The organism is Burkholderia sp. Ac-20344 (assembly GCF_017104975.1).
In the GTDB taxonomy this organism is placed as follows: domain Bacteria; phylum Pseudomonadota; class Gammaproteobacteria; order Burkholderiales; family Burkholderiaceae; genus Burkholderia.
On sequence record NZ_JAAGPP010000158.1, the window covers coordinates 1 to 19,484 of the forward strand.

The following is a 19,484-nucleotide window of genomic DNA, read 5'->3' on the forward strand; positions in this document are numbered from 1 at the left end:
GCGTGCCGACCTACCCGGACGCCGGCCGCTTCTGGAAGATGATCGGCGACCACAAGGTCACCGTGTTCTACACCGCGCCGACCGCGATCCGCTCGCTGATCAAGGCGGCCGAAGCCGACGACAAGGTCCATCCGAAGAGCTACGACCTGTCGAGCCTGCGCATCATCGGCACGGTCGGCGAGCCGATCAATCCGGAAGCGTGGATGTGGTACCACAAGCACGTCGGCCAGGCGCGCTGCCCGATCGTCGACACGTGGTGGCAGACGGAAACCGGCGGCCACATGATCACGCCGCTGCCGGGCGCGACGCCCACCGTGCCCGGTTCGTGCACGTTGCCGCTGCCGGGCATCATGGCCGCGGTGGTCGACGAGACGGGCCAGGACGTGCCGAACGGGCAAGGCGGCATCCTCGTCGTCAAGCGCCCGTGGCCCGCGATGATCCGCACGATCTGGGGCGACCCGGAGCGTTTCAAGAAGAGTTATTACCCGGAAGAACTCGGCGGCACGCTCTATCTGGCCGGCGACGGTACGGTACGCGACAAGGAGACCGGCTACTTCACGATCATGGGCCGGATCGACGACGTGCTGAACGTGTCGGGCCACCGGCTCGGCACGATGGAGATCGAATCGGCGCTGGTGTCGCACGAGCTCGTCGCGGAAGCGGCCGTGGTCGGGCGTCCTGACGACACGACGGGTGAGGCAGTGGTTGCGTTCGTGGTGCTGAAACGTTCGCGTCCGGAAGGCGAGGAAGCCGCGGCGCTTGCGAAGACGTTGCGCGACTGGGTCGGCAAGCAGATCGGGCCGATTGCGAAGCCGAAGGACATCCGCTTCGGCGACAACCTGCCGAAGACGCGCTCGGGCAAGATCATGCGGCGCCTGCTGCGCTCGCTCGCGAAGGGCGAGGCGATCACGCAGGATACGTCCACGCTCGAGAACCCGGCCATCCTCGAGCAGTTGAACCGCTCGATGTGACACCGCCCGCCACGGCGGGCGCTCCGCTTCGCCGCGGCACCGGCGCGCGGCCGTATCCGGCCCGCGACACGCATCGCCGTGCGTTCCCCGACAGCACGGCATGCCGGCGGCTCACCTCGAGTCCGCCGCCTCAGCTTTAATTAGTTATACGTATTACAACACTCAACAAAACGGAGACAGGCGATGAAAGGAAGGACACGGATGATGTGCGCGGCACTGCTCGGCGCAGCGGCAAGCACGAGCAGCTTCGCCCAGAGCAGCATCACGCTGTACGGCGACCTCGACGCGGCATTGCTTTACACGAGCCGATCGCTCGACCCGGCAACCGGCGGCAACGCCGGACGCCAGTTCGCGCTGACCGACACCGGCATGACGCCGACCAACTTCGGCATGACGGGTAGCGAGGATCTCGGTGGCGGGCTGCATGCGCGATTCAAGCTGGAAAGCGGCTTCAACATCACGGACGGCGCGTTCGGCCATTCGAACGGCAACTTCTTCGGCCGCCAGGCGTGGGTCGGAATCGACGGCGGATTCGGCGAGACGAAGGTCGGCCTGCAGTTCTCGCCGTTCGTGCTCGCGGTGCTCGGATCGGATCCCCGCAATATCTCGCACTTCGGCGCCGCGCTGATCCCGTACGTCGACAACGTGCTCGTCACCGGCCTCTTCAACCCGAACGCGATTTCGTACACGAGCCCGACGATCGCCGGGCTGACGGGCAGCGCGATGTTTGGATTCGGCGGCAAGGCCGGGGATTTCCAGGCGGGACGCCAGTATTCCGGCAGCCTCACCTATACGAACGGCGCATTCATGCTCAACGCGGCGCTCTACGACGGCAACGGCGGCACGTCGCCGACGCCGGTCCCGAGCACGGTCGCGTTCGTCGGCCGCACGATCGGTACCGCGTACACGTTCGGGCCCGTGACCGGCAAGGCGTCGTTCACGAGCTACAAGGTCGCCGGCTCGTTCAGCAACAACGTGTACAGCGCCGGTCTCGACTATCGCGTCACGCCGGCCCTCGACCTGAACACCGGCGCGTGGTACACGACCGACCGCAACGATTCGCACAATCATTCGCTGCTTGCCGCGATCGGCGCCGATTACAGCCTGTCGAAGCGAACCGGCCTGTACGCGCAGGTCGGCGTCGTCAACAACCACGGCGCGATGAACACGGGCCTCGGCATCACGGGCGGTGCGCTGTTCGGATTGCCGGGCACGACGGTCGGTGTCAATGCCGGCATCCACCACGTATTCTGACGAGACGCATGCGGACGGGCGGCCGGTACACGTCCGTCCCCGCACTGCAACACGGCCGCCGCGATCACGGGGAACGACGTGCCACGCCCGGCGTCGCTCGGGCCATCCGCGCCTCGATGTTTACCCGACCTCAAGTCCGCGGCCGTGCTGCCGTCAAGTCAGGAGCGCGCGCCCGATATCCGCCAGGAACCGGGCGAGCACGCCCTCAAGGAGACCCAGCAACGTGAACTTCTTCGGAATCGGACGCGGCCGCCGTTCATCCCGCGCGCTCGTCGGCGACATCGCCGAGCAGGCCGGCAGGCTCGGCATCGAGATCTGCGACGTGTCCGGGCACGTCGAGGAGGTCGCCGCCCGCGTCGCCAGGCAGGCAGAGGTCTGCCACACGCTGCGCGAATCGGCCGCCCTCACGCTGCGCGGCAACCACCGGATCGCCGAGGCCGCGCAGCAGGTGCGCGACGTCAGCGCCAACGCGTCGAGCGCGGTCCTGCAGTCGCAGCAGACGATCGAGGCATCGCTCGCGGACATTCACGTCCTCGTCGAGGGCGTCACCGCGATCGGCAGCCAGATGGGTGCGCTGCGCGACGCGCTCGATCATGTGCGGGCCGTGTCCGAGGAGATCTCCGTCATCGCCCGCCAGACCCACCTGCTCGCGCTGAACGCCGCGATCGAGGCCGCGCGCGCCGGCGAGTCGGGCCGCAGCTTCGCCGTCGTCGCCGCCGAGGTCAAGAACCTGTCCGCCAAGACCGGGCAGGCGACGGCCCAGATCGAAACGACCCTTGCGCGCCTCGCCGAGCAGACCGAACACCTGATCGCGGACGGAACCGACAACGCCGCCCGCGCGCACCGCGTACGCGAGGGCACGCGCACGATCGGTGAAGTCGTGCACGCGACCGGGAACGCGATCACCGCGCTTGCCGGCGAGGCCGAACAGATCGCATCGCTGACGGACGAGATCGAGACGCAGTGCCACCGCCTCGACGAACAGGTGGGCGAGATGGCGTCCGGCGTCGAGAACTCGAGCGACAACTTCTCGCAGGCCAAGGACCGGCTCGGCAATCTGCTCTCCGTCTCCGAGACACTCATCGAACTCACGGCCGCGACCGGCATCGAGTCGCCCGACACGCGCCTGATCGACACCGCGCGGAACACGGCCGCCGCGATCAGCAAGCTCTTCGAGGCCGCGGTCAGCCGCGGCGACATCGCGCTCGACGCGCTCTTCGACACGCACTACGAACCGATTCCCGGCACCGACCCGCAGCAGTTCATGACGCGCTTCACGGCCTTCACCGATCGCGTGCTGCCGGCCATCCAGGAGCCCGTGCTCGACATCGACGAGCGCATCGTCTATTGCGCCAGCTTCGACAGGCAGTGCTACCTGCCGACCCACAACCGGAAATTCTCGCTGCCGCAGCGCGCGGACGCCGCCTGGAACGCGGCGAACTGCCGGAACCGCCGGGTCTACACCGACCGGACGGCGCGCACGTCCGTGTCGCACACCAAGCCGTTCCTGTTGCAGACCTATCGGCGCGATATGGGCAACGGCCACTTCGCGCTGATGAAGGATGTTTCCGCGCCGATCGTCGTCGGCGGACGGCCGTGGGGAGTCCTGCGGATCGGCTACAGCGTCTGAACCGGCGCGCTCGCGCCGTCCCTACTGCTCCAGCCCCACCGCCAGCGGACGCTGATCGCTGCGCCCGTGATCGTCGACCACCCTGACCGTATAGCTGCCGGCCGTTCGCGGCTGCCAGAACAGTGCATCGCCCGGCGCACTGCGGCCGACAAACGCATCGTTGACGAACCAGTACAGCGCATGCGCGCTCGCATCGGCCGTCGCGTTGAACGCGATGCGCGTCTCCTCGGTGCGCTTCACGCGCATCGCATACGTACTGCCGCGCAGCGGCGACGTGATGCGCGGCGGATCGCCCTCGACCTGCCCCGCGTCGCGGCAGTCCGCGTTCTGCGGCGGCCGCCGGCGCGGAATGCCGGCCTGCGCGAAGACCTGCTGCAGATCCGATGGCCAGAACTCGAAGGTCTCCGTATGCGTGCGCTTGCCGTCGTACGGCGGACACGCGGCCTTCCCCGTCGCATCGTCGATCACGACCGGCCGGTGCACGGTGCTCACGCGAATCGGCGACGTGCCCGGAATGAACCAGGTCCAGCCCTGCTGCGGGCACCACTCGTTCGGCAAGTCGCCGCTCGCGAGGCAGATCCGCACGCGCTTCAGCTTCGGCGGCACCGCGCGCGGCGGCTCGACGAGCGTGCGCTCGGCATTCAGCGCGTCGACGACCTGGAAGAACAGCGGCGCGGCCGCGTCGACGCCGACGAACGCCGTATTGGTCGAGTTGTCGAAATTGCCGACCCACACGACCAGCACGTACGGGCCGAACACGCCGGCCGTCCACGCATCGCGAAACGACCATGACGTGCCGGTCTTCCAGTAGACGGGCACGCTCGACGGCTGCGCGCCGCTCGTTTCGTCGGGGCGCAAGTGCTGACGCAGCATGTCCATCGTCATGTAGCTCGCTTCGGCGCTGAGCAGGCGCCGGCCCGGCAGCGCCGGTTCGTCCGCGCGCAGCCGCAGCGGCCGTAACTCGCCGCGATTCGCGAGCATCGCGTAGAGCGCCGCGAGATCCTGCATCGTCACTTCGCCGCCGCCGAGCACGAGCGCGAGCCCGTAGTGCTGCGCGCTCGCGAGCCGGCGCACGCCGGCTTCCTGCAGGAACCGGTACAGATCGGGCGACTCGAGCTGCGACGCGACCCACACGGCCGGCACATTGCGGCTGCGGTTCAGCGCATCGGTCGCGGTGATCGGCCCGAGAAAATGGCCGTCGAAATTCTCCGGCGCATACGGGCCGAATGCGGTCGGCACGTCGCGCAGCACGGTCTGCGGATGCAGCACGCCCTGGTCGAAGCCGAGCGCATAGATGAACGGCTTGAGCGTCGAACCCGGCGAGCGCCGCGCGAGCGTGCCGTTCACCTGCCCGTCGATCGTGCGATCGAAGAAGTTCGCGGAGCCGACGAGCGCCTTCACGCCCATGTCGCGCGTATCGACGAGGATCGCCGCCGCGTTGCGCACGCCGCGCGTGTCGTTGCGCGCGACATAGCGCGCGATCTGCCGTTCGAGCGTGCGTTGCAGGTCGAGATCGAGCGTCGTCACGAGCCGCGCGCCGGCGTCGCGGTCGTCGGCCGCGCCGCCCGAGGTCGTGCGCCACGCGCTGCGTGCGGCGAGCGCCTGGTCGACCGCGTGCGGCGCATCGAACGGCAGCGCGGACAGCGGCCGCATCGCGAGCGGCAACGCAAACAGCGGCTCGAGCGATGCATCGCCCGGATGCTTCGTCAGCCAGCGCGCATACAGCCGGTTGCGCGACGAGGCCAGCGCGCGGTTGATTTCATCCTGCCCGCCGCGCACACGCCGCGCCGGGTCCTGCGGAATCACCGCGAGCGCGAGCGCCTCGGGCAGCGTCAGCGCATCGGGCATCCGGTCGAAATAGACGACGCTCGCGGTGCCCGCGCCTTCGACGTTGCGGCCGTAAGGCGCATCGTTCAGATACGCTTCGAGGATCTGCCGTTTCGAATAGAAGAGTTCGAGCTGCACCGCGCGCGCAACCTGCTCGAGCTTGCCGGCCGGCGTGCGCGTGTTCAGCCGCCACAGCGAGCGCGCGAGCTGCATCGTCAGCGTCGAGCCGCCCTGCGGATTGCCGCCGCGCACGTACGTGATCCACGCGCCGCGCGCGAGCCCGTACGGGTTGAAGCCGGGATGCCACCGGAACCAGCGGTCCTCGTGCAGCATCACGGCTTCGACGAGCTGCGGCGACATCCGGTCGAGCGGCACCCACAGCCGGTAACGGTCGTCCTTCGCGAGCGTGAGCCGCAGCAGGCGGCCCTGTGCGTCGACCACCGCGACCGACGACGGCTTCCAGTTACGCAGCGGCGGATGCGGCCACAACCGGCACACGGCCAGCGCACCGAACACGAGCAGCACGCCGGCGATCCAGTTCTGCCAGCGATGCAGCCAGCGGCCGGCGCCGTGCAGCGCGCGCCGGAGCGCCGAAGCGTCAGCCACGCGCGGGCGCTCCTCGCACCCGGCGCGGCCGGCAACGCCGTGGCAGCCGCATCGTCATCGCACGCGCTCCACCGTCAGCATCGTGCCGCCAGGCGCCTGGGCCTGCACGCGGCGGTCGTACATCGACTCGCCGTATGCCGGCGGCGCGACGAAGCGGCCCGCGTTGCTCGCCTTGATCCGGTAGACGAATTCGCGCACGTCGGTCGTCGCGGTACCGTAGATCACTACTCGATCTTCGCGCACATCCGCGAACTGCGGCTGCCACGTGGAACCCTTCACGCCGATCGGCGAATGCCACGGTGCATCGGCCACCGGCGCCGGCGCACCGCCATCGCCGTTGCTGTCGCCGTCCTGCGTGTCGGCGACGGGCGGCGGCGCGATCACCGGATCGAAGCCGCCCGGCAACAGGTCGACGATCGCGACGTTGCCGACGTTCGCCGCGCCCGTCGCGCGGATCTTCACGTGCACGTCGATCTCCTGGCCGAGCGTGATCTTGTCGAGCGGCTTGCCGTCCGTATCGGTGTAGTCGCGCACGATCTCCAGCCCGTTCTTGATCGCCTTCGTCGACGTGCCGCGATCGTAGCCCGACTGGCTCGCGACCCACCATGCGGGCAGCGTGCTGCCGTTCACGAAATCGACGCGCGACGCACCGGCCGCCCACGTGCCGGAGCGCACGAGGTTCGCCTGGATCGACGATACGTCCTTCGGCGCGGCGCCCGCGCGCACCTCGTCGATCGCGAGCTGGTCGAGCTGGCCCGCGCTCGACGCCGCATACGCATCGAGCGCGAGGATCGTCATCGCCGACGACAACGTGTTGTAGCGGTTGTCGACGAGCGGCGCGGCGAGGTTGTCCATCGCGCGCGGCGACAGCTTGCGCACGCGCTCCGGGAAGTGCTTCGCGATCAGATACAGCACGCTCGCGTCGCGCGTCAGCGGATCGAGGTAATAGCCCGTCACGTAACCGCCGTCGGACGCATGCTTGCGCTCGAGCAGCGCCTGCGGGCCCGCGATCAGCGCCGCGGCCTCCTTGTCCTGCTTCAGCAGCTGGTACGACGCGGCGAGCCACCCGGCAGCAAGATCGTTCTTCCAGTCGTTCGGATACGCATCCTGCAGCCGCTTCTGCACGGCCGCGAGGCTGTTGGTCGTCACGTTGCCCTGCCGCGTCAGCAGATACACCGCGTATGCACGCTGCCGCAGCAGGTCGAGCGAGCCGAGCGAATCGTTCGCCGCGAGCTTCTGCAGGTACTGGTTGCCCGCATCGAGCATGTCCTTCGGCACCGCGACGCCGCGCTCGCGCGCGTCGAGCAGCACGTGCATCGCGTACGCGGACACGAACGGATCGGCATCGGGCGTCGCGCTCCACAGGCCGAACCCGCCCTGCGCGTTCTGCCGGCTGCGCAGCACACTGAGGAACTGCGAAACCGCAGCCGCGTTCGTCGCGTCGGCACCCGCGTCGGCCGCATGCATCGCGCTCGTCAGCGCGCGCACCGACAGCCACTTCGCCGCGAACACGCGCGGCACGGCCGCGCTCACCATCTGCTCGCTGCAGGTGTGCTCGAAGTTGACGAGATACGACGACAGCCCTTCCGACAGCACGAGCGGCGCGGTCGAGAGGCTCGCGTCACGCGAGGCAAACGCGTCGTACATCGACCGCAGGTTCGGCACGCTCGCCTTCTTGCCCGGATCGAGCCGCGCGATGTCGAGCTGCGTGCGGAACGCGGCGGCCGGCCGCACCGACACGTCGACGCGCTGCTGCGCGCCCTTCGCGCCGTAGCGCGCGCCGAACGACAGCGCGCCCGAGCCGAGCGTATCGGTTGCCTTCACGCGGAACATCGCGACGCCCTCGTGCTGCGGCGCGAGCGCGACGTTCTGCGTGGCCGGCCCGATCACCTGCAGTTGCGGCCCCGTCTTCAGCGTGACCGCGACCGGCACCGGCTGGTTGCCGACGCCCGTCAGGTTGTTCGCGACGCCGACGCTGACGTCGGCCTCGTCACCCGGCGCGAGCGTCGTCGGCACGTTCGGCGACAGCACGAAATCGCCGCGTACGGTCGTCGCGCCTTCTAACGTGCCAACCAGGTCCGGCGACACCGACACGGCCATCACGCGCAGCTTGCCGTTGAAGTAGTCGGGCACGGTGTAGCTCAGGCGCGTGTCGCCGTTCACGTCGACGATCCCCGACCAGTAGACGACCGGCTTTTCGCGCTTGCGCTTGAACGGGTTGAGTTGCCGGCCGATCGCGTCGTCGGCGTCGCCGCCGGGCGCGGCCATCGCCATCAGCTTCTCGAAGTCCGGCAGGATCAGGTCGAGGATCTGCGACGTGCCGACTTCGAGCATCCGCTTGCGGAAGAAGAACTTCAGCGGATCGCCGAGCTTGTAGCGCGCGACCTGCAGGATGCCCTCGTCGACCGCGAACACCACGACCTTCGAAGGCTTCGCCGAATGCACGGTGAAATTCACCGTGTCGCCGGGCTTCACGAGCGCCGGTGCATCGACCGACACCGCGTTGCGGCGCGCATCGAGGTTCACCGAGAACGGCACGACGCCGTAGCTCAGCGGGCTCATGAAGATTTCATCGGACGACGGATCGCGGATGTATTGCACGTTGATGTAGCCGTTGCCCTCGAAGCCGGCCGGCACCGTGATGTGCTGGATCGAGCTCGTCGTGTCCGCATGGAACCACGCGTGCGCATACACCTTGTCGCGCTCGATCGTGATCAGGCCGCTGCCCGCATAAGGCGCGCGGATCGCGATCTCGACCTGCTCGCCCGGCTTGAAGTCGTGCTTCGCGAGGCTCACCTGCAGCTCCGCGTTGCGGTCGAGCGAGCGCGTAACGTTCGCGTCGCCCGTGACCGAATACTCGATCCGGTTCACCGCGGCGCCGGCCGCGTTGCGGATCACGAGCGCATAGCTGCCCGGCTTGTCGGTGCGCAGCGTGAAGTCGAGCCCGCCCGCCGGAATCGCCAGCGGCTTCTCGTCGACCGGCACTTCCTTCGGCCGCGAATCGTATTTGTATGCGCCGGAATCCTGCTTGGTCAGCACCGACACGTAGCGCTCCTCGACGAGCTGCGCGCGCAGGTCCTTCACGTCGATCGCCTTCGCGTTCGGATCGATCGCGACGAGCCGCACCGTGCGCGGGCTGCCGCGCTTCACGTAGCCGAGATCGTCGACCGACTTGTAGCCGACGAGCCAGTCGTTGTTCGACACGAGCGTCTGCGCGTTCGCGGCGACGTTGCGCCCGCCTTCCGCTTCATAGGCCTTCGCCTGGAAGTAGAGCTGGTAGGTCGCGTCCGCGTACTTGTCGAGATCGAGATCGAACTCGGCATGGCCCTTGTCGTCGGTCGTGCCGTCCTGCAGCGTCGTCGTATAGCCCTCCTTCGCACGGCGTGCATCGAAGAAGTGATAGCCCTGCCAGCTGCGGAACGTCGGCCACACCGGGCGCAGCGTCAGCGTCGCCGCGACGCGGCGCTTCTCCGCCGGCGTGCCGAACAGGTTCTGCGCATCGACGACGCCCTTCAGCCCCTTCGGCTTCACCCACCCTTCGACGACCTGCTGCGACAGCTTCGCGTCGACCTTCATCCGGTCGGGCAGGAACTCCTTCACCTGCACCGTCGTGCTGCCGATCGGCTCCGCACCGGGCTGGCCGTCCTTGACGATGTAAAGGTTGACCGTCCACGTGCCGGTCGGCGCCGTTTCGGCCGTCGTGTAGCCGAGCTCCGTGAAGCCGGTCGCATCGACGGTCACCGGCTTGCGCTCGACGGTGATCCCGCGCGGGTCGACGATCTCCGCCTGCAGCGGCACGCCGGCCGGGCTGCGTGCCCAGCTCGCCGCGCGCACGATCAGGCCGATGTGGAACGGATCGCCGGGCCGGTACAGGCCGCGATCCGAGAACAGGTACGCGGACAGTTGCCCCTGGCCCGTCGCATTGCGCTCGCCGTCCACGTCGAAACGCGAGAAGTCGAGCTGGCGGTCGCGGCCGGCCACCGGCAGGAACGACAGGTCGGTGTCCTTCTTCACGACATACAGCTGCGGCCGCTTCTCGCGGTCGAGCCCCTTGAACGCGGGGAAATGCACGATGCCGTCGGCGCCGGTCGTCTGCGTGAACAGCGCCTGGCCGTTCACCGCGAGCACCGACACGGTTGCACCCGCCACCGGGCGGCCGTTGCGGATCGACTGGACGAACACGTCCTGGCTGCCGTCGAGCGCCTTCTTGACCAGCATCCCGAGATCGGTCACGACGATCAGGCGCGTGTCGCCGAGCGCATTGTCGCTGTCGTCGCCGTTGCCGCTGCTGTCGCCCGAATCGGCGTTGTCGGACTGATCCTGGCTGCCGCCATCGGACGATGCATCGCTGTCCTTCGCATCGTCGGCTTTCTTCTTCTCGGCGGCCGGGTCGTATTTCGTCAGGTGCAGCAGGAACACGCCGCGCTTGCCGCCCTTCAGGTACTGGCCGAGATCGATGCCTTCGTAATGCGCCTTGCCGGGGTCGCCGGCCGGGAACGCGCGCGTCTGCACGAAGCGCTCGACGATGTGGTCCTCGCTGAACGAATACGACAGCTCGGGCCGCGCGAACGTGCCGTTGTTGAAGCTCACGAGATGCTGGATCTGGTCGGGCAGCACGCGGCCGATCTCGACCTTCATCCCCGGCAGGTTGCGCGACACGACCGACAGCCGCTTGCTGCCGCTCATCGACAGCAGCGAACCGTCGGCCATGAAGCGCAGCAGCTTCGGGTAGTCGGGCACCGTGAATGCGGTCGTCACCGGCTCGGCGAGCAGGTAGCCGCCCGCCGATTTCAGGTTTTCGGCGAACCGCACGAAGATGCGATCGCCCGGCGTCGCGTGATATTTGAAACTTTGCAGCGTTGCATAGTCGTTCTCGGTCGGTACCACGTCGAGCGGCAGCGGCTTCGACTGCTTCAGCACTGCATCGCTGATGTCGGCCACGTTCCATTCGTACGGCGGATCGTCGTCCGACTGATCGACGCCCGGCTTGCGCTTCGGCAACACCCACGCCTTCGCGCGTACGGCCAGGTCGGCGCTGCGCACACCGTCGGATGCCGCCGCGACAAGCACCTGCTCGGGCTCGTAGCGCTCGTTGTCGACGAGCGTCGGCGCGATGTTGTCGATCGACAGGCTGTAGAGCCCCGGCACGTCGACCAATGCGTGCAGCACGTCCGGCGTACCGTTGCCGCCGCGCGCACTCTTCACGCCCTTGTCGACGTCGAGCCGTGCCGCCATCGAGTTAAGCGGGATCTCGAGCGACTGCGAGCGAACCCATGCGCTCGTCTTCATCTTGTCGTAGCTGACGGTGTAGCGCAGCGGCGTCGCATTCTTGACATCGCGGCCCACCAGCACGAGGCCGATGCGCTTCTCGAACTCGGCCGGATCGACCGGGTAGTTGAAGCGCAACTGCAGCAGCGCCTGCTTCTCCGCCGGATTGTCGGGGTTCTGGTAGAACTCATTGTTGCCGACTGTCGCGGCGAACGCCGGCACGTCGAACGCGAAACGGTCGTCGTGCATCGTCACCTGCGGCGCGAACACGCGATGCACCGCGAAACGCACCTCGACGTGCGCGCCAACCGGCCAGTCGGCCGCCGGCGTGAAGCGCAGCGTCTTGTCGTCGGCCCACTCCCACGCGCCCTTCAGCGCGGGCGTCATCTCGATGCCGTCGCCGGCCGGCTTGCCGACCCGTTCGATCGGCGCGGCCGATCGTGCGAACACCACTTCGAGCGGATGCACGGTGATCTTCGGCTTGTCGGTGTCGTCGACCTCGTAGGTCGTGATCGCCGGTGCCTTCACGGTGAAGCCGACGGTTTCAGGCTCGGGCGGCTTCGGGCGATGCTTGAACCAGTAGCCGCCGTAGCCGAGCGCGGCCGCGAGCAGTACGATGCCGCCGGCATGCCACGGGCGGCGGCGCACGGCCGCGGCGGTGATGCCCATCCACGCGGGCGCCGTCCACGACACGTCGCCGACCAGCGGCCGCAGCGCGCAGCCGAGCAGCCACCAGACGAAGCCCGCCACGCGAATCGGCAGGAGCAGCAGGAAGCGCAGCAAATCCATTGTTATTTCCTTGTCAAGGACATGCTGCCGGGTGCGGCAACCTTCCCCGAATTGTTATGGGTCTGTGACGGCGCGGCCCGGTTGCGCCGTAGTACTTGGAATATTCGACCGGATGCTGGCCGCCATTATCGATCAGACCCGAAACGATGGAAATATCGGTGTGCCGGTGCGCAACGCTGCTGGATAACCGGCCGGTCGGGCGGATATCGGTCTTCAATGGCGCAACCTCTACGCACGGCGGTACCCCGTTCGCTAGAATGCGCGGCTCGGCATGATTCGAATCGAAATGAAAGGAAACCGCTTGAAACTCCCGTTCGAATGGCAGATCGGGCTGCGCTACGCGCGCGGCGGCCGGCGCTCGGCCGGCGACGGCTTCGTGTCGTTCATCGCCGGCGCCGCGATGGCCGGCATCGCGCTCGGCGTGGCCGCGCTGATCGTCGTGCTGTCGGTGATGAACGGCTTTCGCACCGAGGTGCGCGACCGGATGCTGTCGGTGCTCGCGCACGTGGAAATCTTCTCGCCGTCGGGCGCGATGCCCGACTGGCGGCTCACCGCGCACGAATCGCTGCAGAACCCGGCGGTGCGCGCCGTCGCGCCCTATGTCGACGCGCAGGCGCTGCTGACGAACGCGGGCAGCGTGACGGGCGTCGCGCTGCGCGGCATCGATCCCGTGCTGGAGCCGCGCGTGTCCGAGATCGCGCGCAAGCTGAAGACCGGGCGGCTCGACGCGCTCGTGCCGGGCGAGATGAGCATCGTGCTCGGCTCGGCGCTGGCCGACGCGCTGCACGTGAAGATCGGCGACCGCATCACGTTCTTCGCGCCCGGCAGCACCGCGCGCATCGGCGACGCGCTGCCGCAGTTCCGGCAGTTCAACGTGGTCGGCACGTTCGAGTCGGGCCACTACCAGTACGACAGTGCACTTGCGTATATCCATATCCGCGACGCGCAGACACTGTTCAACGTGCGCGCGCCGACCGGCATCCGGCTGCGCCTCGACGATCTGCAGCGCGCGCCGGACATCGCGCTGGCGCTGTCGCGCACGCTGTCGGGCGACCTCTATATCCGCGACTGGACGCGGCAGAACCGCACGTGGTTCGAAGCCGAGCGGCTGCAAAAGCGCATGCTGTCGCTGATCCTGATGCTGATCGTCGCGGTCGCCACGTTCAACCTCGTGTCGTCGCTCGTGATGACCGTCACGCAGAAGCAGGGCGACATCGCGATCCTGCGCACGCTCGGCGCGCCGCCCGGGTCGGTCATGAAGATCTTCGCGATCCAGGGGATGACGATCGGCCTCGCCGGCACGCTGGCGGGCGTCGCGCTCGGCTGCGCGATCGCGGTGAGCATCCCGTGGGTGCTGCCGGCGATCGAGCAGTTGCTCGGCATCCGCTTCCTGACGCCGTCCGTGTACTTCCTCAGTTCGCTGCCGTCGAAGCTCGCGGCGACCGACGTGATCGAGATCGCCGCGGCCGCGTTCCTGATGTCGTGCGTCGCGACGCTCTACCCGAGCTGGCGCGCCGCGCGGGTGCGGCCGGCCGAAGCGCTGCGCGACGAATAGGCGCGTGGCGGCCCGCGCGGCGGGGCGAGGCGAGGCGCGTGCTCATGCGATCTCGTGGAAGCCGACGCTGTCGCGGCCGTTCGGGATGTCCTCGAACGCGGCCCCGAAGCCGACGTCGATCAGGCCCGCACGCCTGCCGTACGTCTTCTGCCCCAAGTCGTCGACGAAGACCGCCGCGCCCGACGACAACTGACGGTCGGTATCCAGCAGCGCGAGCGTGCCGCGCGCGCTGCCGTGACTGAAATCGTCATGCCCTCTCTCTCCTTTCAATCTGTTTTTTACCGCTTACGGACAGACTTCCCGGAAATTTAGACCGATCGCATATCGATCGCGGGGCGCACTCAAAAACTTTGTTTGACTGAAACTAAAAAAGTTTGACACCGAGATTTCACTGAGATAAGTTTGCGCAAGCTTCCGGAAAGCAATCCGGCCAGCCCTGCCGACTCGCGTCGCGCTTTCCTGCCGTTGCAGCACCGCCGTTCGCAACATCCCCGCCTCATCGCAACGTGCCGTTCCGTTTCATCCGAAACCTGAAGGAAGATCGGGCATGCCCGCATTTGATTCGCACTCCTGCATTCATGTCGTGCCGCCGGCCTCGCGTCGACCGTGCGGCATGAATCGGCCGTCGTGCTGACATTTTCCGGTCGGGGCGATGGTGTCGCCCCGACACCCGCCGGGTTGCGCGATGCGTGACGCGCGTCGACGCCGGCCGTGACACCCGGGCATTGCGCCCGGCGCTTTCGAAGGTGCAGTTCCGTTTCATCCGATGCAGCACCCGGCCGGTCCGCAGGGGGCATATCGCGGGCCGGCCGGTTCCGGACAATCACAAGAAGAGGTCGACAATGAACATTCATCGAACCGGATTGCGTCGCGCGTGGCTTCCCGCGCTCGTTGCAGCCACGACGCTCGCCGCGTGCGGCGGCGACGACGGCGGCAGCGTAGCGGGCGTCTCCGCGCTCGCGCAGGGCCAACAGGAGGGGGCTGCCGCATCGGCGGCCGACAAGCAGTCGCTCGCATCACACACTTCGCCGTCCGGCGTCCCGTACGCCAATCCGGCCGGCGGCGGCCGCTATCGCCCCGTGATCGCGAACGGCCAGGTTCAGCCGTCGCTGTCGGGCGGCACGATCGAGGAGAATGCGTGGGTCGACACGCCGGTCGATTCCGACGGCGACGGCACGCGCGACCGCATCCACGTGCGCATCGTGCGCCCGAGCGAAACCGCGAACGGCGCGCGCACGCCCGTCATCGTGCTCGCGAGCCCGTACTACGCAGGGCTCGCCGACAGCCCCAACCACAACGTCGACGTCGAACTCGACGGCACGCCCCACCCCGCCGCCAACGCATCGGCCGCCGCGGCCGCCTCGACGTCCGCGCGCATCATGGCCGCCGCGCCGCAGGTGCGGTTGCAGCAGCAGGTCGAAGCGGCCGCCGCCGGGCGCTCGTGGATCGAGGGCTACTTCATTCCGCGCGGCTTCACGATCGTCTACGCGGATTCGCTCGGCACCGCCGGCTCGGACGGCTGCCCGACGATCCTCACGCGCGACGAATCGGTCGCGATGGCATCGGTGATCCGCTGGCTCGGCCGCGACGCAGCCGCGAAGGACGCGAACGGCAAGACGGTCGTCGCGAACTGGTCGACGGGCCACGTCGGCATGTACGGCGTGTCGTACGACGGCACGCTGCCGAAGATGGTCGCGAGCCTGCGCACACGCGGGCTCGACGCGATCGTGCCGGTGGCCGGGCTGTCGAACATGTACGGCTACTACCGCTCGGGCGGGCTCGTGCGCGCGCCGGAAGGCTATCAGGGCGAAGACGTCGACGTGTACATCAAGGCGCTGCTGACGAACGCGCATCCGGAGCGTTGCACGCACCTGATCGACGAAGCGCTGCAGCAGGAAGATCGCACGACCGGCAACTATTCGCCGTTCTGGGCCGCGCGCGACATCCCGACCGCGTTCGCGGTCGCGCCGGCGCTCGTCGCGCAGGGGCTGACCGACGACAACGTGCGCGTCGACCAGTCGACGTCGTGGCATCTCGCGATGCGGCGCCAGGGCGTGCCGACGCAGCTGTGGCTGCATCGCCTGAAGCACACCGACCCGACCCGCGTGCCGGCGATGGCCGACGCGTGGACTGCAGAAGTGAACCGCTGGTTTACGCGTTATCTGATCGGTTACGACAACGGCGTCGAACGCGATCCGCGCGCGGTGATCGAGCAGGCCGACGGTACGCTGCTGAAGGAAACGGACTGGGCCGCACGCCACGCCACGCCGGTCACGTATTTCGCGGGCGGCGACGGCGCGGGCACCGGCACGCTGCTGCAGTTGCCGAGCGGCGGCCCGCTCGCACGCTTCACCGACGATGCGCGTATTCCCGCGCTCACGCTGGCGAATGCACCGACCGGCGAGAACCGCAGCCGTTTCGAGACCGCGCCGCTCACGGCCGCGACACGCCTGTCCGGCGCCGCGACCGCACGCGTCAGGCTGACCTTCACGGCGGTGGCCAACGTGACGGCCCTGCTGGTCGATCGCGCGCCGGACGGTACGGCCACGATCGTCACGCGTGCGTGGACCGACCCGCGCAACCGGTGGTCCGAGTGGCGCTCGGAGCCCGTGCTGCCCGGGATGCCGTACGACCTGAAGCTGACGTTCATGCCGCGTGACTACAAGCTGGAAGCCGGCCACCGGCTGGGGCTCGTCGTGCTGTCCAGCGACAACGAGGCAACGCTGCGGCCGACGCCGGGCACCGGGCTGACGCTTGACCCGGCGGGTACGTCGGTGACGGTGCCGCTGGCTTCGTCGTCCACAGGCGCGTAGTCGCACGCCGGCTTCCGGCGTAACGACACAGCCTCCCCCGCCTACGCGCCGGTCGGCGCCGGCGGGGGATCGCTGCACGAAGGGAACACCTGCGATAGGCTGCGAACGTCGAATGCCAACGGTGAACCCACATGATCCCCATCAGCGCCAAAGCCATCGTCCGCGACGGCCGCTCGATCCTGTTCCTGCGCAATCCGCGCGACGAATGGGAGTTGCCGGGCGGCTGGCCCGAAGCGGGCGAATCGCTCGAAGAAACCGTCATGCGCGAAGTGCAGGAGGAGTGCGGGATCGTCGCATCGGCGATCCGCTACGTGGCGAGCCGTTCGTGCGAGGTCGTGCCGGGCAAGCGCGTGCTCATCGTGTGCTTCCAGTGCCAGGTCGATCGTCATGACATCGTCCTGAGCGACGAGCACAACCCGTTCCGCTGGATCGACCTCGATGCGGACAAGCCGGCCAACCTGCCGGCGTTCTATTGGGCGTTCTGCAAGCAGGCGGCCTGATTCACGCCCGCTGTCTGCCCCTCAAACCGGCGTCAACACCGGCTGCCCTGAAAAGTGCCGCTCGGCGTTGTCGATGAACTGCCGCACCGACCGGTCGAGCGCCTCGGGCGACCAGCCGCCCATGTGCGGCGTCAGCACGACGCTGTCGAGATCCGTCAGCGCGCGCGGCGGCTCGGGTTCGCCTTCGTACACGTCGAGCCCCGCGCCCGCGATGCGCCCATCGCGCAATGCCTCCGCCAAAGCAGCGGTATCGACAACGCTGCCACGCGACACGTTGACGACGAACCCGCCGGGGCCGAGCGCATCGAGCACCGCGCGATCGATGAGATGCCGCGTGAGCGCGCCGCCCGGCGTCGCGACGATCAGGAAATCGGCCCACTGCGCGAGCGCGTCGACGCGGTCGAAATAGCGGTAAGGGACGTTCTTCTCCGACCGGTTGTGATAACCGATCTCGATGTCGAAGCCGGCCGCGCGGCGTGCACATTTCTCGCCGATCTTGCCGAGCCCGACGATGCCGAGCTTCTTGCCCGACACGTTCGGCGGCATCGGCAATCCGTCGCGCCACACGCCCGCACGGGTTTTCGCGTCGAGCTGCACGACGTTGCGCACCGCCGCGAGCAGCAGCGCGAACGCGTGATCGGCGACGCAATCGTCGTTGGTGCCGGCGCCCGTGACCACGGTAATGCCGCGCGCCTTGGCATGTGCAACGTCGATGTGCTCGTAGCCGGCGCCGAGCGCGCTGACGAACGTGAGTTGCGGAAGACGATCGATCTCGGCGGCGGTGAGCCCCGTGCTGCCGTTGGTCAGCACCGCGCGTATCGTGCCGCCGTGTTCGTCAATCGCGCGTTCGCGTGCTTCGGGTGTCGGGGCATGGCGCACGTCGAACGACGCGGCGATCTCGCGATGCGCGTCGCCGCGCAATGCGATCAGAACCAGCAGCTCAGGCTTCATGTCAGGAAGTGTCGGCAAGGCGGGAACGGATTTCAGTGTAGCAAGCCCGCGCGACGGATGCGGGTTATCCCCACACGGGCTGTGGGCAGGCCGCCGCATGCGGTTTGCCAAAGCCGGCTCAGTCAAGTAACTTTCGGCGTACGCCCCCGTCCTGGAGAATGGCCCGTATGAAGCTCGCCCTGCCCGCCCGGATCCTGGGCCTCGCGCTCGCCGCTACCCTCGTCGCGCCCGACGCACGTGCCGACACGCCCGTCGTGGTGTCGTCGAAGATCGACACCGAAGGCAACCTGCTCGGCAACCTGATCGCGCAGGTGCTGAAGGCGCACGGCATCCCCGTCACCGAAAAGATCGCGCTCGGCACCACGCCGATCGTGCGCAAGGCGCTCACGAGCGGCGAGATCGACATCTACCCCGAATACACGGGCAACGCCGCGTTCTTCTTCAACAAGGCCGACGATCCGCTGTGGAAGAACGCGGGCCAGGGCTACGACACCGCGAAACAACTCGACTACGCGGCGAACCATCTCGTGTGGCTTGCCCCGGCGCCCGCGAACAACACGTGGGGCGTCGCCGTGCTCGCGCCCGTCGCGCAATCGCAGCACCTGAAGACCTTCTCCGATTTCGGCAAGTGGGTCACGGGCGGCGGCAAGGTGAAGCTCGCGGCGTCGGCCGAATTCGTGAACAGCGCGTCCGCGCTGCCGTCGTTCGAGAAGGCGTACGGGTTCAAGCTGAAGCCCGGCCAGCTCGTCGTGCTGTCCGGCGGCGACACGGCCGCGACGATCAAGGCCGCCGCGAACCAGACCGACGGCGTGAATGCCGCGATGGTCTACGGCACCGACGGCGGGATCTCGTCGAGCGGCCTCGCGGTGCTCGACGACGACAAGCACGTGCAGCCCGTCTACGCCCCCGCGCCGGTGATCCGCGAAGCCGTGCTGAAGGCGCATCCGCAAATCGCCGACTACCTGAAGCCCGTGTTCGCGAGCCTCGACCTGAAGACGCTGCAGACGCTGAACGCGCGCATCCAGATCAACGGCGAACCGGCCGCCGGCGTCGCGAAAAGCTACCTGAAAGCGAAGGGCTTCGTTAAATGACGGGACGCGCGGCAGCGTCCGTGCGGCGCATCGCGGCGGACAAGGTCGGCATCCTGATCGGTATCCTGACGATCGTCGCCGTGCTCGGCCTGCCGTTCGCGGTGCTGCGGCCGAACCGCATCGCGGCCGGCACCGACCTGTCGGTGTTCGCCGCGCTGCCGGCGCTGCAGGGCGCCGTGCTCGCCGCGCTGTGGATCGTCGGCGCGCTGTGGGCGATGACGGCGAGCCG

Annotated in this window: 11 protein-coding genes and 1 pseudogene; 8 read left to right on the plus strand and 4 right to left on the minus strand. The window is 68.2% G+C overall.

Annotated elements, in window-relative coordinates; genetic code table 11:
• From G3N64_RS32985 to G3N64_RS32995, 3 genes are all read left to right on the plus strand, one after another.
• The coding region (locus G3N64_RS32985) for an AMP-binding protein (protein WP_205787904.1) at window positions 1-971 on the plus strand (971 nt) is incomplete at its 5' end.
• A 183-nt stretch (window positions 972-1,154) separates the two neighbouring features.
• Window positions 1,155-2,225, plus strand: coding sequence for a porin (locus G3N64_RS32990; protein ID WP_205787905.1), 1,071 nt, complete (start codon window positions 1,155-1,157; stop codon window positions 2,223-2,225).
• 223 nt (window positions 2,226-2,448) lie between these two features.
• Entirely contained in the window at window positions 2,449-3,855 is a 1,407-nt protein-coding gene (locus G3N64_RS32995; protein WP_205787906.1) for a methyl-accepting chemotaxis protein, read from the plus strand.
• Between the two features lie 21 nt (window positions 3,856-3,876).
• Here the strand turns inward: G3N64_RS32995 and pbpC are convergent, their stop codons facing one another.
• Both pbpC and G3N64_RS33005 read right to left on the minus strand, forming a co-directional pair.
• Window positions 3,877-6,288 carry a penicillin-binding protein 1C gene (gene pbpC, locus G3N64_RS33000; protein ID WP_205787907.1) on the minus strand — a complete coding sequence of 804 codons (2,412 nt, stop codon included), beginning with the start codon at window positions 6,286-6,288 and terminating at the stop codon, window positions 3,877-3,879.
• A 54-nt stretch (window positions 6,289-6,342) separates the two neighbouring features.
• Window positions 6,343-12,345, minus strand: coding sequence for an alpha-2-macroglobulin (locus G3N64_RS33005; RefSeq protein WP_205787908.1), 6,003 nt, complete (start codon window positions 12,343-12,345; stop codon window positions 6,343-6,345).
• A gap of 286 nt (window positions 12,346-12,631) precedes the next feature.
• Between G3N64_RS33005 and G3N64_RS33010 the strand changes: the two genes are divergently transcribed.
• Window positions 12,632-13,900: a lipoprotein-releasing ABC transporter permease subunit gene (locus tag G3N64_RS33010; protein ID WP_205787909.1), complete on the plus strand. Its 1,269-nt coding sequence runs from the start codon at window positions 12,632-12,634 to the stop codon at window positions 13,898-13,900.
• 42 nt (window positions 13,901-13,942) lie between these two features.
• Here G3N64_RS33010 and G3N64_RS33015 read toward each other — a convergent pair whose 3' ends face one another.
• Entirely contained in the window at window positions 13,943-14,170 is a 228-nt protein-coding gene (locus G3N64_RS33015) for a hypothetical protein (RefSeq protein WP_205787910.1), read from the minus strand.
• A 572-nt stretch (window positions 14,171-14,742) separates the two neighbouring features.
• Here G3N64_RS33015 and G3N64_RS33020 point away from each other — a divergent pair.
• Entirely contained in the window at window positions 14,743-16,713 is a 1,971-nt protein-coding gene (locus G3N64_RS33020; RefSeq protein ID WP_205787911.1) for a Xaa-Pro dipeptidyl-peptidase, read from the plus strand.
• 131 nt (window positions 16,714-16,844) lie between these two features.
• Window positions 16,845-17,213, plus strand: a complete 369-nt coding sequence (locus G3N64_RS33025) for an NUDIX hydrolase (protein WP_205787912.1) — start codon at window positions 16,845-16,847, stop codon at window positions 17,211-17,213.
• A 21-nt stretch (window positions 17,214-17,234) separates the two neighbouring features.
• On the opposite strand, the gene G3N64_RS33030 is transcribed toward G3N64_RS33025, so the two are convergent.
• Window positions 17,235-18,164, minus strand: a complete 930-nt coding sequence (locus tag G3N64_RS33030; protein ID WP_205787913.1) for a 2-hydroxyacid dehydrogenase — start codon at window positions 18,162-18,164, stop codon at window positions 17,235-17,237.
• Window positions 18,165-18,331: 167 nt separating this feature from the next.
• Between G3N64_RS33030 and G3N64_RS33035 the strand changes: the two genes are divergently transcribed.
• On the plus strand, window positions 18,332-19,255 hold the full coding sequence (locus G3N64_RS33035; protein ID WP_205787914.1) for an ABC transporter substrate-binding protein: 924 nt from the start codon (window positions 18,332-18,334) through the stop codon (window positions 19,253-19,255).
• Window positions 19,252-19,484: pseudogene (locus tag G3N64_RS33040) on the plus strand (ABC transporter permease); the annotation flags it as partial. The gene G3N64_RS33035 and the pseudogene G3N64_RS33040, both read left to right, overlap by 4 nt.